This is a genomic window from Microbulbifer maximicatervae (SeqCode), from assembly GCF_052468295.1.
On record NZ_CP174340.1, the window covers coordinates 1,114,398 to 1,138,972 of the forward strand.

Annotated in this window: 16 protein-coding genes; 7 read left to right on the top strand and 9 right to left on the bottom strand. The window is 51.5% G+C overall.

All coding sequences use genetic code 11. The annotated features are described in order from the left end of the window. The first annotated feature begins 300 nt into the window (after positions 1–300). The 4 genes from ACJJIQ_RS05365 to ACJJIQ_RS05380 all read left to right on the top strand — a co-directional run bounded on the left by ACJJIQ_RS05365 (position 301) and on the right by ACJJIQ_RS05380 (position 4,172). The gene (locus ACJJIQ_RS05365; protein WP_445363948.1) at positions 301–1,170 is read left to right on the top strand and encodes a glycosyltransferase family 2 protein; all 870 of its coding nucleotides are present in this window, start codon (positions 301–303) and stop codon (positions 1,168–1,170) included. 74 nt (positions 1,171–1,244) lie between these two features. Beyond that, positions 1,245–2,360: a GDP-mannose 4,6-dehydratase gene (gene gmd, locus ACJJIQ_RS05370; protein WP_445363949.1), complete on the top strand. Its 1,116-nt coding sequence runs from the start codon at positions 1,245–1,247 to the stop codon at positions 2,358–2,360. Positions 2,361–2,363: 3 nt separating this feature from the next. Next, the gene (locus tag ACJJIQ_RS05375; protein ID WP_445363950.1) at positions 2,364–3,320 is read left to right on the top strand and encodes a GDP-L-fucose synthase family protein; all 957 of its coding nucleotides are present in this window, start codon (positions 2,364–2,366) and stop codon (positions 3,318–3,320) included. A gap of 81 nt (positions 3,321–3,401) precedes the next feature. Continuing rightward, positions 3,402–4,172: a glycosyltransferase family 2 protein gene (locus tag ACJJIQ_RS05380; protein WP_444897711.1), complete on the top strand. Its 771-nt coding sequence runs from the start codon at positions 3,402–3,404 to the stop codon at positions 4,170–4,172. 38 nt (positions 4,173–4,210) lie between these two features. Here the strand turns inward: ACJJIQ_RS05380 and ACJJIQ_RS05385 are convergent, their stop codons facing one another. From ACJJIQ_RS05385 to ACJJIQ_RS05410, 6 genes are all read right to left on the bottom strand, one after another. Continuing rightward, a complete protein-coding gene (locus tag ACJJIQ_RS05385) occupies positions 4,211–5,980 on the bottom strand; it encodes a BatD family protein (protein ID WP_445363951.1) in 1,770 nt (589 codons plus the stop codon). Next, a complete protein-coding gene (locus ACJJIQ_RS05390; protein ID WP_445364790.1) occupies positions 5,974–7,857 on the bottom strand; it encodes a VWA domain-containing protein in 1,884 nt (627 codons plus the stop codon). The genes ACJJIQ_RS05385 and ACJJIQ_RS05390 overlap by 7 nt, the downstream gene beginning before the upstream one ends. Positions 7,858–7,859: 2 nt before the next feature. After that, positions 7,860–8,900, bottom strand: a complete 1,041-nt coding sequence (locus tag ACJJIQ_RS05395) for a vWA domain-containing protein (RefSeq protein ID WP_444917567.1) — start codon at positions 8,898–8,900, stop codon at positions 7,860–7,862. Further along, positions 8,893–9,438 carry a DUF4381 domain-containing protein gene (locus tag ACJJIQ_RS05400; protein WP_444917566.1) on the bottom strand — a complete coding sequence of 182 codons (546 nt, stop codon included), beginning with the start codon at positions 9,436–9,438 and terminating at the stop codon, positions 8,893–8,895. Before ACJJIQ_RS05400 ends, ACJJIQ_RS05395 begins: the two co-directional genes overlap by 8 nt. A 127-nt stretch (positions 9,439–9,565) precedes the next feature. Then, positions 9,566–10,543, bottom strand: a complete 978-nt coding sequence (locus ACJJIQ_RS05405) for a DUF58 domain-containing protein (protein WP_444907919.1) — start codon at positions 10,541–10,543, stop codon at positions 9,566–9,568. Continuing rightward, positions 10,543–11,514, bottom strand: a complete 972-nt coding sequence (locus tag ACJJIQ_RS05410) for an AAA family ATPase (RefSeq protein WP_282932305.1) — start codon at positions 11,512–11,514, stop codon at positions 10,543–10,545. Before ACJJIQ_RS05410 ends, ACJJIQ_RS05405 begins: the two co-directional genes overlap by 1 nt. Before the next feature lie 315 nt (positions 11,515–11,829). On the opposite strand from ACJJIQ_RS05410, the gene ACJJIQ_RS05415 reads away from it, so the two are divergent. Together ACJJIQ_RS05415 and ACJJIQ_RS05420 are read left to right on the top strand one after the other, a co-directional pair. Next, positions 11,830–16,719 carry an NAD-glutamate dehydrogenase gene (locus ACJJIQ_RS05415; RefSeq protein WP_445364791.1) on the top strand — a complete coding sequence of 1,630 codons (4,890 nt, stop codon included), beginning with the start codon at positions 11,830–11,832 and terminating at the stop codon, positions 16,717–16,719. Between the two features lie 104 nt (positions 16,720–16,823). Further along, a complete protein-coding gene (locus tag ACJJIQ_RS05420; protein WP_444911035.1) occupies positions 16,824–17,861 on the top strand; it encodes a quinone-dependent dihydroorotate dehydrogenase in 1,038 nt (345 codons plus the stop codon). A gap of 64 nt (positions 17,862–17,925) precedes the next feature. Here ACJJIQ_RS05420 and rmf read toward each other — a convergent pair whose 3' ends face one another. Then, a complete protein-coding gene (gene rmf, locus ACJJIQ_RS05425; RefSeq protein ID WP_108733677.1) occupies positions 17,926–18,177 on the bottom strand; it encodes a ribosome modulation factor in 252 nt (83 codons plus the stop codon). 434 nt (positions 18,178–18,611) lie between these two features. Between rmf and rlmKL the strand changes: the two genes are divergently transcribed. Beyond that, positions 18,612–20,810, top strand: coding sequence for a bifunctional 23S rRNA (guanine(2069)-N(7))-methyltransferase RlmK/23S rRNA (guanine(2445)-N(2))-methyltransferase RlmL (gene rlmKL, locus ACJJIQ_RS05430; RefSeq protein ID WP_445363952.1), 2,199 nt, complete (start codon positions 18,612–18,614; stop codon positions 20,808–20,810). Positions 20,811–21,082: 272 nt separating this feature from the next. On the opposite strand, the gene ACJJIQ_RS05435 is transcribed toward rlmKL, so the two are convergent. Then, positions 21,083–23,473: a bifunctional serine/threonine-protein kinase/formylglycine-generating enzyme family protein gene (locus ACJJIQ_RS05435; RefSeq protein ID WP_445363953.1), complete on the bottom strand. Its 2,391-nt coding sequence runs from the start codon at positions 23,471–23,473 to the stop codon at positions 21,083–21,085. A gap of 17 nt (positions 23,474–23,490) precedes the next feature. Then, positions 23,491–24,408 carry a PP2C family protein-serine/threonine phosphatase gene (locus tag ACJJIQ_RS05440; protein ID WP_444897702.1) on the bottom strand — a complete coding sequence of 306 codons (918 nt, stop codon included), beginning with the start codon at positions 24,406–24,408 and terminating at the stop codon, positions 23,491–23,493. Positions 24,409–24,575 lie beyond the last annotated feature (167 nt).

The window sequence follows — 24,575 nt, forward strand, 5'->3', positions numbered from 1 at the left end:
TCTCTGGCTATTCCCTGAAGTATGTTTGTGTTCTGCGGTTTCAAGGTTATGGGGCTTTAAGACTTATCCAAATTTATTTTCTCATTGACTGTTTCGGTCTTCCCTTAAGGTTGCCAGGTTCTAACTACCCTGGCTGCTGTCGAAGTTCCTATCTATCTCTCTCCTGATCCAGTTGTTGAAATCCCCGCCTATCCTGTTTGTTGGCCAATGCTGTAGGTTGCTAATTCCAAGTGTTGTGCTAATCGTTTAGTCAGCGCGTGATGATTCAAATGTCTAACAATATCTGCAATTGGTGCTGCTATGCGGGTTAAATTTTCCGTGATTGTTCCGGTCTATCAGCAGTGGCACTTCATTGAGGAGTTGGTTTGTTGCTTGGAGTCTCAAGTCATTTCAAAAGACCTTTTTGAGCTTGTACTGATATCAAATGATGGGAATTCTCCATCCTTTTTAGGGGGGGGAAGTTTTCAGATTAAGACAGGAAAGTGCAAAAAGCCTGGGTCTTATGCGGCAAGAAACAAAGGGGCAGAGTTAGCTGAAGGAGATTGGCTTATATTTACGGATGCTGATTGCCTGCCGGATTCAAAGTGGATAGCTGGAATTGATAGGGCGGTTGGGTGTTGGGAGGGGAGTGTAAAGTTATTTGCCGGTGATGTGCGAAGTCAAAAGCAATATGGATTCTCCAATATCTATGAAGTCTATGACTTTATGAGAGGGATACCACAAGAGGTTTACGTATCTGCAGGAGTTGCGGCTACAGCAAATATGGTAGTTGATCGGTTTTTGTTCCTGAAGTTTGGCGGCTTTAGTGAGAATTCCTTTTCGAGTGGTGATTTTGAGTTTTGCAGAAGGTTGAGGGTAAGAGGGTACCAAGTCTTATTTCTGAAATCTGCTTTTGTTCATCATCGAGTTAGATGCTCCTGGCAATCTGTAGCGACAAAAGCAAGGCGGATAAAGGGAGGGCAGTTTTTCCTCTCTCAAGGGGCTGGGAGGATTAAGCTGATTCTATATACCCTTCTTCCGCCGGTAAGGGTGGTCGTATTTTTTTGGAGGAAAAGGGAAATTTATATAGGTTATAGATTGTTGGCAAGTTTCGTTCAGATAAGGTTGTGGGGGGTTGAAATACGGGAGATGGCTCGCTTGATGTTAGGGGCGAAACCTGAGCGACATTGATCTTTGTAAATGTTTGGGCGGTATTGATTGTGAAGAGGTGAGCTTGTATGCCAATAATTCTAACAGGCTGAGACATGAAAAAAGCATTAATAACGGGTGTGACAGGTCAGGATGGTTCTTATTTAGCTGAATTTTTATTGGCGAAAGGGTACGAGGTTCATGGGGTTAAAAGAAGGTCTTCTTCATTTAATACGAGCCGCATAGATCACTTATACCAAGGGCCGCAAGATGATAGTAGAAGGTTTTTTCTTCACTATGGAGACCTTACCGACACAAATAATTTGACCCGAATTCTTCAGGAGGTGCGGCCTGATGAAATCTATAATTTGGGTGCTCAGTCTCATGTTGCGGTCAGTTTTGAATGCCCTGAATATACTGCAAATGTGAACGGGCTTGGAACCCTCAGAATACTTGAGGGGATGCGTCTTCTGGGGTTGGATAAAACCAGGTTTTATCAAGCCTCAACATCGGAGCTTTACGGTGCTGCCAAAGCTTCCCCTCAGAATGAAAACACTCCTTTTTACCCTCGCTCTCCATACTCAATTGCAAAATTGTTTGCTTATTGGACTGTGGTCAATTTCCGTGAGGCCTATGGCTTATATGCTTGCAATGGGATCTTATTTAATCACGAGTCATCACGGCGTGGTGAAACTTTTGTTACTCGAAAGATAACCCGGGGTTTGGCAAATGTTGCCCAAGGTTTAGAGCGTTGCCTGTATTTGGGGGAGCTGAATGCACTGAGGGACTGGGGCCATGCTAGAGACTATGTTGAAATGCAATGGTTGATGTTGCAGCAAGAAAGTCCTAAGGATTTTATCATCTCTACAGGGCTGCAATACTCCGTTCGGGATTTTGTTTGTAATTGTGCTCAAGAGTTGGGGATAGCGATAGAGTTTTATGGAGAAGGGCAGAAAGAGGTAGGTGTTGTTGCTTCAATTGTGGGAGAAGATGCTCCAGCAATTAAGTGTGGAGATGTAATTGTTAAAGTGGACTCTCGTTATTTTCGCCCGACAGAGGTGGTGTCACTAGTAGGTGACGCCTCATTGGCTCGGCAAGAACTGGGGTGGGTACCTAAAACAACCTTGAAAGATTTAGTTGGGGAGATGGTGAAGTATGATTTGAGGGAAGCGAAGCGGAATTTGTTGTTGGCTGGGAATGGTTATCGCACCGAGCCTATTTTTGAGGAGTAGTTAGTGAAATGCTCCCAGAGAGTTTTTGTCGCAGGTCATCGGGGTATGGTTGGTTCGGCATTAATTCAGAGGCTGAGACCGCTAAAAAACTGTGAAGTCATTACTTGCCCTCGAGATTCGCTGGACTTGACAGATACTGATGCTGTTTCTGATTTTTTTAATTCGGAGTCGATTGATACTGTTTATTTGGCTGCGGCAAAAGTGGGGGGCATATTGGCGAATAGCAAGCTCCCAGCTGATTTTATTTACCAGAATCTGATGATTCAGTGCAATATAATTCATGAGGCGCACAAGGCTGATATCCAAAATTTGCTGTTTATTGGGTCGTCTTGTATTTATCCAAGGAATTCCCCCCAACCGATACGAGAGCAGTACTTGCTTGGTGGTAGGTTGGAGACGACTAACGAGCCTTACGCTATTGCTAAGATTGCCGGAATTAAGTTGTGCGAGTCGTACTCAAGGCAGTATGGACGTAACTATCGCAGTGTTATGCCGACAAACCTTTATGGTCCACATGACAACTTTGACTCTGCAAATTCACACGTTATCCCTGCATTAATATATCGTTTCCATAAGGCCAAAAATGAAGGGCTGCAGAATGTCAGGATTTGGGGGAGTGGTGATGTTCGGCGAGAATTTCTGTATGTAGAGGATATGGTTGATGCGTTGGTGTTTGTAATGGGTTTGGAAGATCGAGTATATCGATCCGTGACAGAGCCTATGTGCTCCCACCTAAATGTGGGTACTGGGGTGGATTGCACTGTTAAGGAGCTGGCTTATTTAATCGCCGAGATCATTGGGTTTGAGGGAAATATTACATTTGACAGGTCAATGCCTGATGGTGTGCCGCGGAAGTTGCTAGACATCTCAAAGCTATCGAAGTTGGGGTGGGATTCCCAGACTTCCTTGGGGGTAGGGTTAAAGAAAACATACGACTGGTATAGAAGTATTTTACGTTGATCGAATGTCAGATATTGTAATTTGTACTAAAGTTCTCAAGAGAGGTTTTACTTTTCACGAAACGACAACTTGAGACTTTTTGTGATAAAAATAAGCCTGATAACGGTTTGTCTAAATAGTGCTGACACCATTCGCGACACAATACTATCCGTGTTGGCTCAAGATTATGCAAATATTGAGCATATAATTATTGATGGTGGCTCTACTGATGGCACGCTAGAGATAATATCTGAGTTTAAAGACCAAGTCGCGGCAGTTGTGTCTGAAAAAGACTCAGGTATTTATGATGCTATGAATAAAGGCATATGCCTGGCGTCTGGCGATATAGTCGGCACAATTAACTCTGATGATGTCTATTCTGATAGTCGTGTAATTTCAAATGTTGTTAATGAATTTTTAGTTTCGGGAGCCCAATCTGTCTATGCAGACCTGGAGATTGTGGCTCGCAATAACTTAAGCCAAAGAGTGCGTTTTTATGGCTCCAGTAAATTTAGGGTGTCTAAATTTCGCTGGGGCTGGATGCCACCCCACCCTACATTTTTTGTACGGCGTGACTGTTATAAAAAGCTAGGTTTATATAAAACCAACTACCGTGTTGCAGCGGATTTTGAATTGCTAGCTCGTTTTCTTCATCGGGATAAAATCAGCTTCAGGCGTTTGCCAAAATGTATTGTGAAAATGCGTGAAGGGGGTGTTAGTTCCCAGGGCGTTTGGGGGCGGATTCATCAAAATCTGGAAATTGTTAGGGCCTGCAAAGAAAATCATATCTACACAAACTTTTTTCTGATTCTATTTAAAGTACCTCTTAAACTGCTCGAATACACAGGAATTGGCCTTACCCATAGGCGGTGAAGGCCAACCTTTCCCTGTTTGATTTGAAGTGGCTCCTGTTAAGAGAAGAGTGAGGGCAGGGCGCTATCCGTTTCACTGGGTTCACTTTCAGGTTTCGCGTTCAGTAATAAGTCGACTATTGCTTTCACCTTATTGATGTCCAAAGGACTAGCCGGTGACTTGTAAATAGCGGCGTCCAGAACTGCTTGGAGCTGATCCAGCTCAGGGATGTTCAGTTGCCTCGCGGTCTCAGCCAAGCTCTTCCCATTTACTTGCGGCCACTTTGCAGCAAGCCACTTTAAAGTGGCTTGCTGGATATGGATGGGGTTCTCACTCTCCATAGCTTTTTTAAGGGTACGGGTTTCACGTTGTAAATCGGGGGCCTGGGTGTGGTTGCTCGGTATTTGCTGGGCGGGTTTGCGCCTCTGAAAGAAAAAGTACAGCACCCAAAGTAAGTGAGAGGCAATCGCGATAATAGCCAGGTTGCGCCAAAAATGGCTCACAGCACCGACTTGTTCGGTGGGTGTAGCTGACTGAGGTACTTTAGCACTGGTTTCATTGTCGCTGGTTACTGCAGCAGCAGTACCGGAAACTGAGAAGCGGAATGCCGGTAGTTGAGTGGTGCGTTGTCGTTGGCTTTTTGTATCCCACCAGGTCACAGTGACGGGAGGAAGCTCGTAGTCCCCGGGTTGTGTAGCCACAATCGCGGTTGTCTCAATACGGCTTCCGGTAACGCCGTTGGGCCCAACCTGGTCTTCTTGTTGCGGTTGATCGGGGTAAGTTTTAAGGCCATCCACGTTGAGTTTGGGAAGTGGGGGCAACTGTGCGGCCCTGAGCCCTTCGGCACGTACGGTAAGAATTCGGGTAATAGGTTCGCCTACGGCAAAGGTGTCCGGGTCCTGGCTCCAGCTTTGAACAATGCCGAGACTGGCAGCGGGCAGCCATTGGCTGCCAGAGTAGTCAGCGGGTTTTGGCAGCACTTCAATAGACTTCTCCTGGGAGCGAAGTCGAAGCCTTTGGCTGTTGCGATTAAACAGGGAGAAGGGGTCCCTGCGCCCAGCGATGGCCACGTAGGTTAGTGCGGGAATGCTGAGCTTGCCTGAGCTATCTGGGAAAACGGCGTAGGTAACTTCGTAAACCGCATGGCTCACATCATTGAGCTTGCGCTCATATCGCTGCTCATCGACTTTTTCTGCATGAGCGCCGGCAACCTTGAGAGGCTCTGTTGCGATATCGTGTAAGCCGATAGTGGTGTACAGGCGAATTTTTACCAGCAGTTGCTCTTGGACATAGACCTTTTCCTTGTCGAGTGTTACTTCCAGAAAAGCCTGCTTTTCACCGCCGTTAGGTCCACTTTGCGCCTCGGTGACTGTGACGGGAACCGCATCGGAAACCTCTCCTTGATAGTTAAAAGAGGGGATAAACAGTTTGCCTTCCCGTTTGGGGGCTAGCGCCAGTACCCACTCGACAAAACTCTCTGCACGGCCATTGATAACGCGATACTGGTTGGACTGTTGGCGTGAGAGAATATCGAAATCCTGTTCCAACAAGTCAAAGTCCGGTTGTCCACCACTTTTGTCTCCTGAATAGCGCACACGTAAATTGACTGTCTCATCAATTCCAATCTTATCTCTATCGACCGTTGCGCTAAGATCGCTTGCTAAAACCGGTGTCGACAGACAAAGTGCTATTGCAAGAAGTAGCAAAGCGAAGGCGTGGCTGAGTGGGAGGCTCCAAAGTTTTATTCGGTTGTTAATGATTGCGTCCATAGGCATTTTTGAAATCAGTGTCCTTGAATCCAGCGACATTGTTCTACTGTTCTTTACCATCTTTGTGTCGCCCCATTTTCCGGTGGCTCCCACTCTCCGCTGCGATAGGCACGGCGCCTTTGCAGGCTCTCGTATTTGAACTTCTCGCGCATCAGGCCGGCTGGATCATCGGGAATTTGACGGAGCCATTGGTCCAGGGCTTGTTGGGTTTCCTGGTCGAGTGGGCTTTCTTCAGCCCCAGTAGGCTGCGATTCCCCTTGCGACGGTTGTTCTTCACCCTGTTGTTCACCTTGCTGTTGTTGTTCGCTCTCCTGCTCTTCCTGGCCCTTTTCTTGGGAGTCCTGCTGCTCCTCACCTTGGGGCTGTTGCTCAGAGGACTCTGGTGAACCAGAGGGCTGTTGATTATTGCCCTGTTGTTGCTGCTCGCTGGACTGCTGTTCGTTGTTCTCAGCTTGCTGCTCTTGGTTTTGCTGTTGTTCCTGGCTCTGCTGCTGGCCCTGCTGATTCTGTTCCTGCTCGCTTTGCTGCTGTTCACCGGACTGCTGTTGGGATTGCTGCTGTTTTTCTTGCAGCTCTTTCAGCTTTTCAGCAATTTCTCGATTGTGCTCGGCATCGGCAAACTCGGGCTGCTTTTGCAGGGCTTCATCGTAAGCTTCGATAGCTTTATCGTAGTCTCCCTGTTGCACCAGGCTGTTGCCAAGATTGTACAAGCTCTGTGAATTATTACTTTGGGCGAAATTTTCTTGGGCCTCTGCATAATTGCCTGCGCGATAGTTGGCAGTGCCTTTCCATTCGGGGTTGTGAAATTCTTGCGCGGCCTCTGCCGGCTGCCCCTCTTCTAATAGGCGCTGGCCCTGCTGGTCTTTGCGTTGCCATAAATCCTGCCACTCAATAGCCTGGCTTTCACTTGAAATTCCAGTTAGCAGTAGCAAGGGCAGGGCGCATGCCAGAGCTCCCCGACGGAAGAGTAGAGCTGCAAAAGGTAGTATTAAAAGGAGTAATAGCGGCCCTTCATCCCGCCATTGGTCGAACTCTCTTTCAGTGAGCTGCGCTTGTTGCGGGCTGTCAGTTTGAGGCAGTAAATAGTCGATATCGCTGTCATTTACCGTAATTTTGGCAAAACGCCCCCCGCTGGACTGAGCGAGCTGGCGAAGCTCACTGGCATCGAAATTGGAGATGACGATGGCCCCTTTACTGTCGGTCACAAATCCACCGGTATTCCCCCGAGGGATGGGGCTGCCCTCGCCGCTGCCCACGGCGAGTATGCTCATCTCAACTTTTGCGTTGGACAGAGCTTTGGTGACCTCATCGGCGGCCATTGAGTCTATGCCGTCGGTAACGGCAAGTAATTGCCCGCGCCCGGCAGCTCCATCCTTTAACAGGCGAATCCCGGTATCGACGGCCATTTCGATATTGCTGCCGGGGACTGGCATGATTGAGGGCGATAACGCGGGTACCAGATTGGCGATAGTAGCCGTGTCCTCGGTAAGAGGGGTGACGACATGGGCTTCTCCAGCATAGGCGACGAGTGCGGTGAGGCCGTCTTTTCTCTGGCGCAAAATATCCAAAATTTTAAGGCGGGCGCGGGTTAGTCGATTGGGTGAGAGATCTGTCGCCATCATGGACGGTGACAAGTCTAGCAGTATGACCAGAGCATCCTGGTTGCTGTACACCGGGGTTGGCAGCTTGCGCCAGGCAGGGCCGGCCAGAGCGATAATCATCGCGACCAGCAGCGCAAATATTAATGCGAATAACCAGGGTCTTTTACTGCCACCGCGCAGTAGAAGGTGGGGCAGCAGATCTGGGTCTATGACCTTTTGCAGTTGAGCGCTGTTGAGCACTATCTTTGCCAATCCCCAACAGAGTAGTGCTGCGGGAATTAGCAGCCACAGAACCCCTGGGCGCAGGAAGTGGAAGGATTGGATTAGGTCGAGCATATTCACTGGGCTTGACCTCCATTGTTACGACTTATCTCTTCTCGTCTGGCAGGGAGCTGAAAATTGCTCACCAGGGGAATCAAGGCCCAAATTCCAGCCAGTAGTAGGGCGATGCTAAGGGGCCAGGTGAACAGGGACCTCATGGGGCGGTAACTTTCCGCTTCTTGTTCGACAGGCTCTAACTTATCCAGTTCGGCATAGATTTCTGCCAGCTCCTGCGGGTTGTGGGCGCGGAAATAGCGGCCCCCGGTTTTATCGGCGATTTCCTTGAGTGTCTTGCTGTCGAGGTCTCGCGAAGGGTTAATTCTGCGGCTGCCAAAACGGCTCCCCAGAAGGCCGGGTTGAACCATTTCGTCGGCACCTACACCGATGGTGTAAACGGTAATGCCCGCTTGCTGTGCCAGTTCGGCAGCTTTGAGCGGGGAGACTTCCCCCGCAGTGTTGGCGCCATCGGTGAGGAGTATCAGCACGCGTTGCTCTGCGGGGCGTTGGGTCAGGCGTTTGACCGATAGCCCAATGGCATCGCCGATGGCAGTTCCCTGTCCAGCAAAGCCGATCTGGGCCTCTTTTAGTAGAGTTTCTACCGTCTCTCTGTCGTAGGTGAGTGGGGCTTGCAGGTAGGCGCGAGTACCAAACAGTACCAGCCCCAAACGGTCACCTTTACGCCGTTCAACAAAGTCACCAACCACTTGTTTTACTGCATTGATACGCATCGCCGGTCGGCCATTAATTACCATATCGGGCGTTTCCATACTGCCTGAAATATCTACGGCAATAAGGAGGTCCCTTGCGCTGCTGGGTTGAGATATCGGCTCCCCATACCACCGGGGGCGGGCTGCGGCGCTAATTAAAAGCAGCCAGATCAGAATCAGCAAAAATAGATTGAGCAGATTGCTTTGTTCACCGCCGCCACGTTGGGATAGCTCCGAATAAAATGGCACCTTCAGGGCGCTGCTCATGGGTTTGGAGCGGGGTAGCAGCCAGCGAGCGAGTAGCGGGAGTGGGGCTAAAAAGAAAACCCATGGCCAGGCGAATTCAAACATGCGCGGCCTCCCCGCCCTGGTGTTGTGGGCTGTTTTTGGTGGGTTGTCCGTGCTGCTTCACCCATAAAATGGCATATTCCTGTAGCGCTCGGTTTTTGTCTGGGTCACAGCTGCCGCGATAGAGGTTTTCAATGAGTGCTTGTTGCGCATCAGAGGGGCACTCGAGTGGGGCTGACTTTTTCAGGAATTCGACCCATGCTGTGCCGATAAGATTGCCGCACTCTGTACGGCTATAGGTTGTAACTGCCACTCGCTTAAGTATTTCATTAATTTCTGGTACTGCATCCGCCTCCTCAGTATTTACTGCAGCGAGCAGTGAAGCTGCTTCGACACGATAGCGATTGCGTTCAATTTTTTTGCGCCGCTGCCGCCACCATAGGGCAGCGGCGGCCACACAGACAAGAATTAATACGGCCAACATCCACCAGCCTGGAGCGGGTGGCCACCAATTAACCGCATTGGGCTCTTGTATATCGCGGAGTTGCGATAACAATTCCTGGGCCTCGGGCGAAGGCGCTTGCGGTGTTGGGGATTGCATTTGTTTTGCCAGAAGACTTCCTTTTATCACGACTGGCCCTCAATTAAATTGCCAGTGCGTTTTGCCTTCGCTCCTTGGTTCGCCAAAACATTGGCGACTAGCTTTTTCTGCACTTTCAAACTCATTACTACTTGGGCCTTCTCGTATTTTGCCAGCCATTATTTCTTTGCCGCGAGCCGTAGACGGACATCAGTGCTGGAATAAGCGGTTGGGTGTTATCAAAGTCCAGCAACGGCAGCCGATAACGTCGGCACAGTTGTTCAACCTCGGCGCGGGCTCGGGCTTGCTTTTCGGCAAAATGTTCGTGAACCGGCCGATTGCCGGCATGAAGGAATGTGCGCTGGCGACCGTCAGATATAGTGAGGGATTGGCCGGGCAGATGTTGCTCCAGCGGGTCCGATACCCTCAGCACCTGCAGGTCGGCATGACGGGATAAAAGGTAGAGTGGCTGCGAGCAGCTCTCGTCGAGATCATGGCAATCACTGATTAAAAAGAGCGCACTTCCAGGGCGTGCGATTCTTCGCGCTTCCTCCAGTAATGTTTTTAGTGTTTGGCTGCCCTGTTCGGGGACGGGGCTGCTCAGTTCCGCAGCGCGGGCAACCGTACTGTGAATCATCGAAAGTACGGCGTGGTGGCTGCGGCGCGGACGCACTGTGTCTATTTCCCGGTCGGAGAAAAGCAATGCCCCGATCCGATCGCTGTGCTGTAAACCAGCCCAACCCAGCGCTGCCGCAATGCCGCTGGCCGTCACCGATTTAAATGCCCTTTGGCTGCCAAAAAACATCGGCGAGCGCAAATCCAACAGGATAACTACCGGGCGTTCGCGCTCCTCTTGGTAAAGTTTGGTGTGGGTTTGGCCGGTTCGAGCTGTTACGCGCCAGTCAATGGAGCGTACATCATCGCCGGCCTGGTAGTTCCGCACTTCCTCAAAATTCATGCCGCGGCCGCGGTAGCGAGTGAGCAGGCTGCCGGCCTGATCACTGCGGGCCAGGCGCGGTTTGAATAATTGCAACTGCCGTGCGGCGTAGCGCATTTGTACCAACGGCGTTACTTCGGGATAAGCCCCGCGCAGTTCGAGCTCAGTTGGGGATGCTTCAGCGGACATCAGATCGCAGGCACCTGTTGAAGTAATCGCTCAATTACCTGGTCGGTAGTAATTCCCGCCGCTTCGGCCTCAAAACTCAACAGGAGTCGGTGGCGTAAAATATCGGGGGCGACATTCATCACATCATCTGGGGTGACGTAGTCGCGCCCAGCGAGCCAGGCGTGAGCGCGCGCGCAGCGATCCAATGCAATTGTTGCTCTCGGACTTGCACCAAAATCTAGCCATGACGCCAGCTCGCTGTCATACTTCGCCGGCTCGCGAGTAGCAATGACAAGTTGGACAGTATAGGTTTCCACGGCCTCAACCATCTGCATTTCCAGAATTTGGTTGCGCGCCTGAAGAATGGTTTCTTGGCTGATAATTTCAGTGGGGCGATTTTCGCCAAGGCTAGCCTCGGATCTGGCCAGACGCAGGATTTTTGCTTCCGCCTCCGCATTGGGATAGGCAAGATTTACCTGCATTAGGAATCTATCTAATTGTGCCTCTGGCAGAGGATAAGTCCCTTCCTGCTCAATAGGGTTTTGGGTAGCCATTACCAAAAATAACTGGGGAAGGGGATAAGTTTTTCGGCCGACACTGATCTGCCGTTCTGCCATAGCTTCGAGCAGCGCCGACTGAACTTTGGCTGGCGCACGGTTAATCTCATCGGCCAGTATCAGGTTGTGAAACACTGGACCTGGTTGAAAATGGAACTCTCCGGTTTCCGGCCGGTAAATGTCGGTGCCGGTAATATCCGCCGGAAGCAGATCTGGCGTAAATTGAACGCGATGGAAGTCACCCTCAATAGCTTCGCCCAGTGTTTTAATGGCCTTGGTTTTGGCCAGGCCTGGCGCTCCCTCCACCAAAAGGTGGCCATCGGCCAGCATGGCGATCAGCAATCGGTTAACCAATCTCTCTTGACCGATAATCTGCTCTTCCAACCAATCGCCCAAAGCGGCGATATGATCCCTAATAGTCTGGTTTGCTTCCATAGTATCTCTTCTTCTGAGAATTTAGCCGCCGCACGGACCTGGCTGGCTTTCTACCATCTATATATAGTCGCCGCCGAGAAGGTGGCGACTGATGATTTTAGCGGCACCAAATGAAGAGGCAACTCCTGAGACGTAGGCCTCTGCCGAGCCGACTAGATTCTGAGGTGGAATGGACTTCTCCTCACTGTCTGACTGAAAGTGTAATTTTTAGGACTCGACCCTGCAGCTGCGTATGGGCTGAGATGATGACCTTTTCGGATCTACAGTGTTTGGATTCGATGTGACAAAAATGAGATTGGGAGGTTCCCCGTGAATATGGCGACGGTTATTACCGACAGCCGTGAAGAATTAGTTGCGCAGATTTGCGAGCTGATTCGTGACAAGCTGACCAGCGAAGCCGAACCCGTTGTGGCTTTTGCCCAGCAGTTCCTCAATCAGTACCCATTAGAGGATCTGGCCGGTCGTCGTCTTGTTGACGTCTATGGCTGCATATACACCTGGTGGAACTTTATTCAACAGCGCCCGGGCGGCCTACCCAAGGTGAAGGTTTTTAACCCCCGCCTCGAAGACGATGGTTGGGAGTGCTCGCATACGGTCATTGGCGTGCTGCAGCGGGATATGCCATTTCTGGTGGACTCCATTCGCATGGAGATCAATCGCCGAAATACAGTGACTCATTCGATAAAGAGTACGGTAGTTCGAGTCGAACGCGATGCCAAGGGGAAACTGACTCGCCTGTTGCCACCAGAGGAAGAATTGCTGGGTGAAAAGCCGCAGGCAAAAGGGAAGCGCATTACGAACGAAGCGATGATTTATGTCGAGATTAATCACGACACTTCATCTGAGTTCGCTTCAGGCATGATGACTGGCTTAAAAGACGTGCTCGGCGATGTGGAGCTGGTAGTGGACGACTATGTCCCGATGCTGGAAACCTGCAGCGCAATGGAGGGGCAGTTACAGGCGGGACTTCCAGACGAAGACACCAACCTATTGGAAGCCAGTGCATTTTTACAATGGATGCGCGATGGTAACTTCACCTTCCTGGGGTATCGCGAATACGAGTTCAGTGTTGTCGGGGATAAAAAAATCCTCAATGAAGTTGAAGACCGCAGGCTCGGTATTTTCAAAAAGCTGGAAGAGGCTGCGCCGATGCTGGAAACCTCTTTTAGTGAGGGCAAGCAGCGTTTCTACCAAGGGCCCAATTACCTCACATTTGCCAAGTCCTCCGTTAAGTCTCGGGTGCACCGCACGGCCTATTCGGACTACGTGATGATTAAGCGCTACAACACCGAGGGTGAGGTGATTGGTGAAGCGGCGTTTATGGGGCTTTATACCTCGCCGGTTTACACCGAGAGCCCGGCGAAAATTCCGATTATTCGCCGCAAGATGGCCTCGATCATCGAGTCTAGCGGTCTCTCCGGGCAGGGGCACGATGGCAAAGCCCTGCGCCGGATTCTCGATACCTTCCCGAGGGATGAACTATTCCAGGGCAGTACCAAAGAGCTGTTTGACGTGGTAATGGGGGTGCTGCAGTTAAATGAGCGGGCTCACCTTCGTCTGTTTATGCGTCGCGACCCCTTTGGTAAATTCGTCACTGCCACGGTATACGTTCCCCGTGAGCTGTTTAACAGTGATGTGCGCGAGGTGATTTGCGCGCATATTGCCAAAGCGATTAATGCGAAGGACTCGGACTTCACCACTTTCTTCTCCGAATCCATTCTCGCGCGGGTTCATTTTGTTTTCCGCGTGTCCCCCGATGAGCCTGTTGATTTTGATGTCGCGCTGCTGGAGGCGCAAATTGTGGATATTACCCGCTCCTGGGAAGATGTTTTCCAAAGATCACTAATTGAAAATAGCGGGGAAGAAGAGGGCAGTCGTCTCTATCGTACTTTTGGCCGTGCCTTCCCGGCGGGGTACCGTGAAGACTTTGAGCCTCGTATTGCGGTGCAGGATGTAGCAGCCGTTCAGAGCCTCAGTGAAGATAACCGGGTGGCAATGAGTTTCTACCAGCCGGTGGGGGCCGCTCAGGGCAGTCTGCGGTTCAAGGTATTCAACTGGGGCAGCGGCCTGACGCTCTCCGACGTGATACCTGTGCTGGAAAATCTGGGCTTGCGGGTTATTGGTGAATTCCCCTATACGATTCGCCCCCGTGGCTATACCGATGTGTGGATGCACGAATTCCATCTGGAATTTGGTCTGCCCACCAAAATTGATGCGCAAGCATCCCGTGGCCTGTTCCAGGATGCGTTCGCGGCGATCTGGAATCATACGGCGGAAAGCGATGCCTTCAATCGCCTGGTGCTGGCCGCCCGCCTTAACTGGCGCGAAGTATCCATGCTTCGTGCCTACGCCCGTTACCTGAAGCAAACCAAGTCCGGTGCCAGCCAGAGCTATATTGCCGCTACCCTGGCCAGCCACGTGGATATCACCCGCAACCTGGTAGCCTTGTTTAGGGCGATGTTCGATCCCCGTTTAAGCACTGGTAAGCAGGAGCAGCCCCGTGTCGAGCGCTTGATCGCTAAAATTCACGACGGTTTGGATGCGGTTGATAACCTGAATGAAGATTTGGTTCTGCGCCGTTATTTGGAATTAATCCTGGCAACCCTGCGCACTAACTTCTTCCAGGTGGATGATGAAGGGCAGCCCAAGGATTATATTTCGATCAAATTCAGCCCCCGGGATATTCCCGGTATCCCCGAACCCCGCCCGGAGTTTGAGATTTTTGTTTACTCCCCTCGCGTGGAAGGTGTGCACTTGCGCGGCAGTAAAGTCGCTCGCGGGGGCCTGCGTTGGTCTGACCGACTGGAAGATTTCCGCACAGAAGTTCTGGGCTTGGTAAAAGCCCAAGCGGTGAAAAATGCAGTTATTGTACCCAGTGGTGCAAAAGGTGGCTTTGTCGTTCGACGCCCGCCTACCGATGGCAGCCGCGAAGCCATGATGGAAGAGGGAATCTCCTGTTACAAAACCTTTATTCGCGGCCTTTTGGATATCACTGACAATCTAAAAGATGGCGAAGTTGTACCGCCCAAATATGTTGTTCGCCGGGATGAGGATGACCCCTACCTGGTAGTAGCTGCGGATAAAGGGACGGCGACTTTCTCAGATATTGCCAACGGCATTGCTGGGGAGTATGGCTTCTGGATGGGCGACGCTTTCGCCTCCGGTGGCAGCCAGGGATACGACCATAAGAAAATGGGTATTACAGCCCGTGGAGCCTGGGTATCGGTGCAGCGCCACTTCCGTGAGATGGGGGTGGATGTCCAGAAAGAAAACTTCTCTGTTGTCGGCATTGGCGATATGGGTGGAGATGTTTTTGGTAACGGCATGTTGCTGTCTGAGCATATCTGCCTGAAAGCGGCCTTTAACCACCTGCATATTTTTGTGGACCCCAATCCGGATGCAGAATCCAGCTTTAAAGAGCGCCAGCGTTTGTTCGCGTTGCCCCGGTCGAGCTGGAGAGATTATGAGCGCAAATTAATTTCCAAAGGTGGTGGTATCTTCGAGCGTCGCGCCAAGGCCATTGCTATTACACCCGAAATGAAAGAAGCGTTTGATATCAAACAGGATCAACTGAACCCCAACGAGCTGATTAGTGCCTTGCTCAGAGCGCCGGTGGATCTGATCTGGAATGGCGGTATTGGCACTTATGTTAAGGCTACTACCGAGACGGACTCCGAAGTTGGTGACAAGTCCAATGATCACTTGCGCGTTGATGGTCGGGAGTTGCGTGCCAAAGTCTTTGGCGAGGGCGGCAACCTGGGTATGACCCAGCGTGGACGTATTGAGTTTGCTCTCAATGGTGGGCGTTGTAACACCGACTTTATCGATAATGCGGCCGGTGTGGATTGTTCTGACCACGAGGTAAATATCAAGATCCTTCTGGATAAAGTTGTTGCCCAGGGTGATTTGACTGAAAAGCAGCGCAATGAGCTGTTGGATGGGATGACCGATGCTGTCGGTGAATTGGTGCTGCACAATAACTATGAGCAGACTTTTGCCCTCAGTGTGGCGGAATATCAGGTTGCCAAGCGCCTGGACGAGTACCGCAGAACTATCAACACTTTGGAAGACGACGGCCGATTGAACCGCGCGCTGGAGTTTATTCCTGACAACGAGCAGATTTCTGAGCGCGAGCACAAAGGGCAGTCCCTGACCCGCCCCGAATTATCGGTTCTAATTTCATACGTTAAGGTCAAGTTGAAAGAAGAGCTGCAAAATGCACAAATCACCGACAATGAGCGGGTGCGTTTTGCGGTTGAGTCTGCATTCCCGGAAAAATTGGTCGAGCGTTATCGCGACCAAGTCTATGACCATCCGCTGTTGCGCCAGATCGTGGCTACCCAGGTCGCCAATGAGATGGTTAACAGTATGGGTATCACCTTCTACAACCGTATCGGTACAGCCACTGGCGCCGATGTGAACGATGTAACTGCCGCTTATGTCAGCGCTCGTGATGTGTACGAGATGCACGACTTCCAGGAGCAGCTGGCTGCGCTGGACTACAAGGTGCCAGCGGAGCTGCAAACAGAACTGCTGAACTCGATGATAGGCCGTGTGCGCCGGGCAACCCGGTGGTTCCTGCGCAATCGCCGCAATGAGTTGGAGCCAGCTACCAACTGCGAGCTGTTCCAGGAGCCGGTACAGCGGGTGATTACAGCGTTGCCGCAGGTCTTGAGTGGCGAGCCCCTTAACGAATGGGAGCAGCGCTACCAGAAACTCCTGGAAGCAGGGGTACCAGAGGCCCTGGCCCTGCTGTCGGCGTCGCCCACCTACCTCTACTCGGCACTGGGTATTTCCGAGTCGGCGCGAGCTAGCGATACTCCCGTAGAGGAAGTTGCCACGGTTTACTTCAGGCTGTCGGATGAGTTGAACCTGCATTGGTTTGGCAATCTGATCGTCGATTTGCCGGTAGACAGCTTCTGGCAGGCGCAGGCCCGGGAGACCAGTATGGATGACCTGGACAGCCAGTTGTCGACACTGGCAGTGAACATTCTCCGCTTAGGCAAGGCTGAAAATCTTGATGTAGAGGGTGCAATGTCCCGCTGGAGCGCTATCATGGCGCCCGCAATTCAACGCTGGCACAATATGATTGCCGAGTTGAAGTCTACTTCTGTCGGTGACTTTGCGATGTTCACTGTGGCTTTGCGCGAGCTAATGTATCTCGCCCACGCCACTGCGGACCGGGAAACCCTGGCAGAACAGTAGCGGAATAGAGCCCAGGGGCCGCTCAAAGGCCCCTGTAGTATCGTCATCACAAGATAGAGCCCTTCGTTTTTCTGAAGGGTTCGCCTCCCCACGTAAGGAAAGGTATGTATTCAACACTGCGTAAAGCCTTGTTTGCGCTTGACCCTGAGCGGGCCCACCATTTGTCGATTGATGCCATTGGCGCTGCAGAGCGCCTCGGCTTGATGTCCCTGTACAAAAAGTCGGTGCCGGATGATCCGGTCGAGTTGATGGGGCTCACTCTACCCAACCCGGTTGGTTTGGCCGCTGGTCTGGATAAGAATGCGCAGGCCTTTAATGGTTTCGGAGCCCTGGGATTCGGGTTTGTTGAAGTGGGCACCGTGACACCGCGTCCCCAACCCGGCAATCCGCTGCCAAGGCTGTTTAGGGTGGAAGAGGCCGATGCGATTATTAACCGTATGGGTTTTAACAACCTCGGTGTTGACTACCTGATTGAAAGAGTGAAAAAGCGCCGTTATAGCGGTGTTTTGGGGATTAATGTGGGTAAGAACTTAGATACTCCAGTGGAAAAGGCCGCCGATGACTACTGCCTGTGTATGGAGAAGGTGTACCGCTACGCCGACTACATCACTGCCAACGTTTCTTCTCCCAATACCAAAGGGCTACGTGACCTCCAGTTTGGTGACAGTCTCAATCGCTTGCTGGGCAGCATCAAAGACAAGCAGATGGAGCTGGCTCAAAAGAGTGATCGCTACGTCCCTGTTGCCGTCAAGATTGCCCCGGATATGGAAGGCGATGCGGTGGCGCAGATAGCCGAGGCGCTGTGTGAGTACGATATCGATGGCGTGATCGCTACCAATACGACGATCGATAAGTCTTCAGTCGCCAAGCTGCCCCATGGTAGCGAAGAGGGCGGTTTGAGCGGAAAACCCCTGAGAGCGCAATCCACCAAGGTCATCGAGCTGTTATCGAAAGAGTTGAGCAAGCAGATCCCGATTATTGGGGTTGGCGGTATTTTTGATGGTGACAGTGCGGCTGAAAAGATTCGTGCTGGGGCGACTGCCGTACAGATGTATACCGGTTTCATCTATCGGGGGCCTGAATTGATTCGTGAGGCGGCAGAGGCAATTGCTTTGGAGCGCCGCCGAACAGGGCAAGGGTAAGCTGTATTAGTTGCTGACTGCTAGGAAAAGGGGGGCTTTTGACGATAAGCCCCACTTGCCATCGCTAAATGGTGCTCCACCCGTCAGGGTATTGGATGTCGGTAGAAACGGCGCCATAAATCTCCAGTTTTTGCGCCTTGGTCACTCTGTCGAAGCCATTCCAGTAATCTTCCCGCCCCTCACGCCAACCGTTGATCCACTCCTGGTGAGGATCCTCTTCGACAAATGGGCAGCTATCCATAGACTTGTTGTTCAGGGCTGCCAAATAGCCCTTGTAAAATGCCCTGTCGGCGTGATTTCGTTTTTGGCGTTTCATCGTATACGGCACCTCTACTTTGTCGGTCTGTGGACAGTTTGTCGGCAGGTTCGCAAACGGCTCTATTTGGGGGTGTCTCTCAATGAATTTTAGTGAAGGAAATAAGTCTTTGAACGGACCGACCCAATCCACCTTACTAGTAAGAGTAAAGTGGCTGCGTGAGAATCGGAAAACATCTCTAGATGACAGTATGACTTATGGGGCAGGTAGTAATTAACGGCAGGGCGTATTCTCTTCTGCCACAAAATGGGATAATCGTCCTCTTTTGGGCAAGGCGATAATGCTCAATTTCCCTAGTTGGGGGCGGTAAAGGTTTTGCCTCCAAGTTTTATTTGTGCGTACTGGCGGCGCAGACGTTGCCGGCAGCTTTAAGTGGGCGGTCTTTATTGGCGCACAAAACTTCCTCCACAGGAGGAGCTTAATGAGTAAGTATTTTGACAGATTTACAAACCGAAGAATTTGAGTTTACGGCTACGTGTCCCAAGGGAATAGAGGGACTGCTCGCTAATGAATTACGCGACCTGGGTGCAGGGTCTGTAAGGGAGCAGCCGGCGGCAGTGTATTTTTCCGGCTCCCTGAAGCTGGCTTACCGCTGCTGTCTGTGGAGTCGCTTGGCAAACCGCATTATGTTGCGTTTGGCGCAGGTGCATGTAGCCACCGCTGAAGACCTTTACCAAGCAGTTGCCGAGCAACCCTGGGAACTCCACATTCGCCCCTCGGGCAAACTGTGGATGCAATTCTCTGGGACCAATCGAGAGATCCGCAATAGTCAGTTCGGTGCTCAAAAAGCAAAAGATGCCATTGTCGACCGCCTCCGCCGTCAGTCGGGAGCCCGTCCAAGTATTGATAAACATCATCCAGATTTGACGGTTGCCTTGCGCTTGCACCGGGATAAGTTGGATATTGCCATCGATCTAAGCGGTGACAGCCTACATCGCCGTGGCTACCGAACCCATATCGGTGCAGCCCCACTGAAAGAGAACCTTGCGGCAGCGCTGTTGCTGCGAGCCGGCTGGCCAAAGATTGCCGAGCAGGGTGGAGCATTGCTCGACCCGATGTGTGGCTCTGGCACTATTCTGGTGGAGGCGGCGATGATCGCTGCTGATATAGCACCGGGATTAATGCGGAATAGCTTTGGTTTTGAGCGCTGGCTGAACCATCAAAGCGATATCTGGAATGAGCTTCGCGAGGAGGCATTGCAGCGTCAGGGCGTTGGCCTGGCTCGCGAACTGCCAGAGATTCGCGGTTACGATGCCGATGCAAAAGTCTTGTTTGCGGCTGAAGCTAATATTGCCCGAGCCGGTCTGGAGCGCCAGGTGCGAGTGAGTTGCCGCCCAGTAGCAGGGTTTAGGGTACCGAGCCATAGAGAAGTCAAAGCGGGGTTGGTTTTGACAAACCCGCCCTACGGTGAGCGCTTGGGCGAGCAGGAAGCTCTGCGGGAGACCTATTTTGAATTGGGGCGGCAGTTAAAGGCGGAGTTCCCGGGCTGGTTAGTCGGTGTGTTTACCGGCAATCCGGAACTGGGTTATGCCACTGGTTTACGCTCTCACAAGCAGTACCAGCTATACAATGGCAGTATCCCCAGTCAGTTGCTAATGTTTGAGGTTCGTGCGCAAAGCAGAGCGGCGGCGAGTGAAGCTACTGGGCCGAAGCTTTCACCCCAGGCGGAGATGGTAGCGAACCGCTTACGCAAAAATCTGCGCACTACGGGTAAATGGGCCGCGAGGAGTGGCGTGGATTGTTATCGCCTCTATGATGCGGATTTGCCTGAATATGCTGCGGCGATCGATATCTATAAAACCCTGGATGGCGCCGTGTACGCGCATTTGCAGGAGTATCGTCCGCCGGCCACTATCGAGGAAGAGAAAGCTCGGGGACGCTTGCGCGATTTATTAAGGGCCCTTCAGTCCGTGCTCGAATTGCCTCGCGCGAATATCAGCATCAAAGAACGCCGTCGCCACAGCCACAAGGGTGGAGGTAAGGGCGGAAGTCAGTACCAAAAGCAGACGGAATCCAAGAAGGAACTCTGGGTTGGGGAGTATGGTGCAGAGTTGGCGGTAGACCTGTGGAGCTATCTGGATACGGGGCTTTTCCTGGATCATCGGCCGGTGCGCAAATATCTGCGAGAGATTTCTGCCGGTAAAACATTCCTAAACCTTTTCTGCTATACCGCCAGTGCGACGGTCCAAGCGGCTTTGGGTGGTTGCAAGCAGAGCACTAGTGTCGATATGTCGCGAACCTATCAAAACTGGGCGGGACAAAACTTCCGTGCTAATAACATGGATCCTTATCGCCATCAGTTGGTAGAGGCCGATTGTTTGCAGTGGCTTGAATCTGCTCAACAGAACAGGAAAGGCCATTACGATTTGATATTCATGGACCCCCCGAGTTTCTCCAATTCCGCCAAGATGAGCGGGGTATTAGATATTCAGAGGGACCACGGGAAATTGATTCGTCAGTGTATGTCCCTGTTGTCGCCTCAGGGTCGCTTGGTGTTCTCCAACAACTTGCGCAGCTTTAAGATGGATGAAGACGTTTCCAGTGAATACTCAGTAGAGAAGCTGAACCTTCTGGATAAGGATTTTCAGCGCAACCCGAAAATTCACAATGTTTGGGAGCTCCGGCTGAAGTAGGGTGGTACTAACGCTTTAGTGATTTATGGCCGGCTTAATTTAATGGCCGGCTATAAACAAGCTTAAAATACCTAAGCTCTAATAGGTTTTGACCATTGAAATGGAGGGATTTTGCAGGCTGGAGGTAAATCGCCGTCCAGTGTCAATTTACTTGTAATTCAATTCTAGGTTAATTTTGGCCAGCAGCTTTCAGCTAAAACTTTGCATAAATAAAAAGATAGCGAAAGTTTGACGGTACAACCACAGAAACCCGATTCGCTTTGAGCCCGGATCTATTCATTCAGATCCATTACAACCCGTATCCCCACATCCTTTGAGCGCGCGGTTTCATTGAGGCCTTTTCGATAGTCAGAAGAAATCTTACTAGAGGTATCACGCATTGAGCCGCCCCTTACAGAATGAAGTTGGCAGCCGTTAATCTTTACAGGTGCGGAAGTAGTTTTTGCTGGGTTGTATCCAGCTTGGTAGCAGTCTTCCACCCACTCCGCCACATTTCCCGCCGTGTCAAAAAGGCCAAAAGGATTCGCCTTGTAATGCCCTACGGGAGCTGTACTGATGCTGAACAGCTTTGTAAATTCGCTAGAGCAACCCCTGCGGCAATTCGCTTTTCCCCGGACGTCGCTGGAAGCCCACCAGTATTGGTGGGAACTGCCTCCCCGGGCTGCGTACTCCCACTCAGCTTCACTGGCCAGCCGATACTGCTTGCCAGACTCCTTTGACAGCCACTTCACATACCTTTGCGCGTCCCGCCAGGTCACATTAATAACAGGTCTATCACCGCGCCCCCAGCCTGCATCGCTGGGTTTGGCGCTTCCGGTGGCCTCGGCAAAATGATCGTATTCGGCAAAGGTGACCTCATAGATGGATATAGCAAAGTCCTTTTCTACATTTACCTTGTGCGCAGGGCTGGCCAATCGCCGCTGGTTATTGCCCATGGTAAAGCTGCCTGCTCCTACTGCGACCATTTTCGGGCCCAGGCCACCGGAGGATAATTCAGATTGAAATCGCTTGCCGATAAAGTAGGCAGGTTCCAATTCGATCGCCACTTCGAGGTTTTGTTCTTCCAGCAAGACCCACTGGCGAACTTTACTGAAGCCCCGCTTACTCACTTCCACATCATATTTGCCTGGACTCAATTCAAGCCCCGGCTGGTAGCGGGGGGCTATGTTCATAATCCGCACACGGGCATCAGAAGGCTGTGTATTAATCGTTAGGCTGTACAGCTTGGGCTGGTTCTCTGCACTTGGCTCTGCAGGTTCAGGTGTGAGTACTTTTGGGGCCTCAATATTACTCTTGGCAATCAGTGCTTGATTACCGCTGAGGGGTAGTTGTTCATCTGCATTGAGCGTGGAGGGTAGATTTAGCTGGGTAACTTGTATCTGTGAATCTAGGGCATCTGCTGCTGATTCTGCTGGTGTAGGCTCTGTATTTGAATTTGGACCAACATTGGCAGGCTGCTCGGCAGTGCCTAGTAGGGTGGCAGCTGTAAAATCGGCAGCGCCGTCCAATATAGGTAGCCCAAGTTGCCAGCCGGCCTTGTGATCAACGATGCTATACAGGCCCCAGGTTGAGGTAAGGCCAAGAGCGATAAAGCTGCTCATAAGCCAGGAGCGCTTGTGTTTTGTTGGCTCAGCGAGGAACTGCCGCAGGCGTACAACAGTATCCTGCTCCTTACGCTCTGGCTTCTCGGGCGTTTCCTTCCGTTTCCAACTGGAAGCAACTCTCCCGAGTTGGTCTGCCACACTGCCATAAATGGTCAGTACAAGTGCTTTTGCCAAGCTGGAAGTTTTTAAAGTTGAATTGTTGAGCTGGCTGATTTGGTTGGCCGGTTTTCCGGCGAGGGCTGCAACGAAATCATCTGCGGCATCGGCGATATCCAGGCCGCGTTGAAATCGCTTATCTGGATCTTTGGCCAGGAAGTGATCAAGGAGAGGCTGATAAAGTGCGTATCGGGCTGGCAGTCGCGGTATTGGGTCGGTGAGGTGCTTTATTGCAATGGCGACGGCTTCGTCTGCTTGATAGGGCACGGCTCCTGTGAGCATTTCATAGAAAACAACTCCCAGGCTATACAGGTCGGCACGACCGTCAACCGCTGCTCCGCGAGCCTGTTCTGGGCTCATATAGTGAGGGGTTCCCACAACCATCCCACTGTTAGTCATACGGGTGGTTCTCGCGATAGCCCGGGCAACCCCAAAATCACTGAGCACGGCCGATCCATCTTCGCGAAACAGGATATTCTCCGGTTTCAGGTCTCGGTGTACATACCCCTTGCTGTGGGAGTGGTCTAGGGCCATGGCTATCTGGCGCACAACATTAAGCGCCTCAAGAGGCTCAAGCCCACCTTTGCTTAAACGCTCTGCAACCGAGCCCCCAGGCATGTAGTCCATGGCGATATAGTTCAGGCTGCGGTAGCGGCCAATATCGTGAATACCGACGATATTTGGGTGTGACAGCTGCCCAACGATATTCGCTTCCCGCTGGAACCGCTCACTGAAGATTGGATCAGCGTTCAATACTGGCGACATAACTTTTAGTGCCACCTGCCGGCCCACACTGCGCTGTATAGCCAGGTAGACCGAGGACATTCCCCCCTGATTGATCTTCTTGAGGATGCGGTAGCCCGGTATCTGCATTGAAGAGGTGCCGCTATTGACGACTTCCATGAAGTGCTTTCCCTATCTTAAAGCAGAGTTGAAAGTCCGTAGGCAACTGCGGTGGCTAAAGCGACTGTGAAGAGGAGAATGAAGGGGCGATACTTTCTGAGTGTGGAGCCGGGCAGGGTGGGCTCGCTAATTGGGTTGAGGGATGCGGTAGAAGAAGGTTGCGCTGTGGATGGGGCATCTATGACCTGAACAGTGACATTATCTTTGCCTCCTGCATCCAATGCTGCAGCGATTAGAAGTTCTGTTGCTCTGTGGGTATCACTGTTTTCCGTCAATATCTGGTTGATTGAGTTTGCTGGTACTTCCGAACTAAGTCCATCGCTGCAGATGAGTAGTCTCTGTCCTGCTGCCCAGCGATAGGAGACTCGGTCTACTTCGAGTTTGGGGTTGGTACTACCGCCGATACATCGGGTAATTACATGCCGGTTGGGGTGAATTGCGGCTTCTTCGGAGTTGATAGCGCCTGAATCCATCAACATCTGTACGTAGGAGTGGTCGCTGGTTAGTTGGGTGAGCTTCCCTGTTGTGCCTTCGGGAGCCCAGAGGTAAGCGCGGCTGTCTCCAACCCAGTAGATATGAAAGTAGTCACCCTCTTCAGCAACAACGACCGCAGTAGAGCCCATATTGGCTGTGGTTTGTTCATCGCCCAGTAAAAGGGCGTGCGCTTTTTGCAAGGCACGCTCGTAGTGCTTGTCAGTTTCCGCTGACTTTTGGATTTCTTCAACAACAGTTTTGCTCGCGAGTTCACCAGCGTGGTGACCGCCAAGGCCATCGGCTACAACCCAGATACCTTTGTCTTCCGCAGCCCAATAGGCATCTTCGTTCTGTTCACGCTTATAGCCGGTATGGGTTGCGCCGGCACTGCGTGTAGCGTCTTTGCTATGCTGAACTATCCCGCTGTGCCGTGATACTTCGCGTACTTTGGCTTCACTCACTGGCGTGCAACTACCTGTAATTTATTTAATCTTTCTAACGGTGATAACCCTCCGGTAATCACACGCCTCTTCCCTGTTGTGCTCTCGGCTTATTCAAGTTGCCGATCACTTTGTAGGTCATCGCTGAATCTGTTAAATACTAGACCTTTGGGCCATTTTAAGCTGCA

Coding starts and splice junctions, on each gene's coding strand:
- ACJJIQ_RS05365 (WP_445363948.1), top strand. CDS start 301: ATGCGGGTTAAATTTTCCGTGATTGTTCCGGTCTATCAGCAGTGGCAC.
- gmd (WP_445363949.1), top strand. CDS start 1,245: ATGAAAAAAGCATTAATAACGGGTGTGACAGGTCAGGATGGTTCTTAT.
- ACJJIQ_RS05385 (WP_445363951.1), bottom strand. CDS start 5,980: ATGGTAAAGAACAGTAGAACAATGTCGCTGGATTCAAGGACACTGATT.
- ACJJIQ_RS05390 (WP_445364790.1), bottom strand. CDS start 7,857: ATGCTCGACCTAATCCAATCCTTCCACTTCCTGCGCCCAGGGGTTCTG.
- ACJJIQ_RS05395 (WP_444917567.1), bottom strand. CDS start 8,900: ATGTTTGAATTCGCCTGGCCATGGGTTTTCTTTTTAGCCCCACTCCCG.
- ACJJIQ_RS05400 (WP_444917566.1), bottom strand. CDS start 9,438: ATGCAATCCCCAACACCGCAAGCGCCTTCGCCCGAGGCCCAGGAATTG.
- ACJJIQ_RS05405 (WP_444907919.1), bottom strand. CDS start 10,543: ATGTCCGCTGAAGCATCCCCAACTGAGCTCGAACTGCGCGGGGCTTAT.
- ACJJIQ_RS05410 (WP_282932305.1), bottom strand. CDS start 11,514: ATGGAAGCAAACCAGACTATTAGGGATCATATCGCCGCTTTGGGCGAT.
- ACJJIQ_RS05415 (WP_445364791.1), top strand. CDS start 11,830: ATGGCGACGGTTATTACCGACAGCCGTGAAGAATTAGTTGCGCAGATT.
- ACJJIQ_RS05420 (WP_444911035.1), top strand. CDS start 16,824: ATGTATTCAACACTGCGTAAAGCCTTGTTTGCGCTTGACCCTGAGCGG.
- rmf (WP_108733677.1), bottom strand. CDS start 18,177: ATGAAACGCCAAAAACGAAATCACGCCGACAGGGCATTTTACAAGGGC.
- ACJJIQ_RS05435 (WP_445363953.1), bottom strand. CDS start 23,473: ATGGAAGTCGTCAATAGCGGCACCTCTTCAATGCAGATACCGGGCTAC.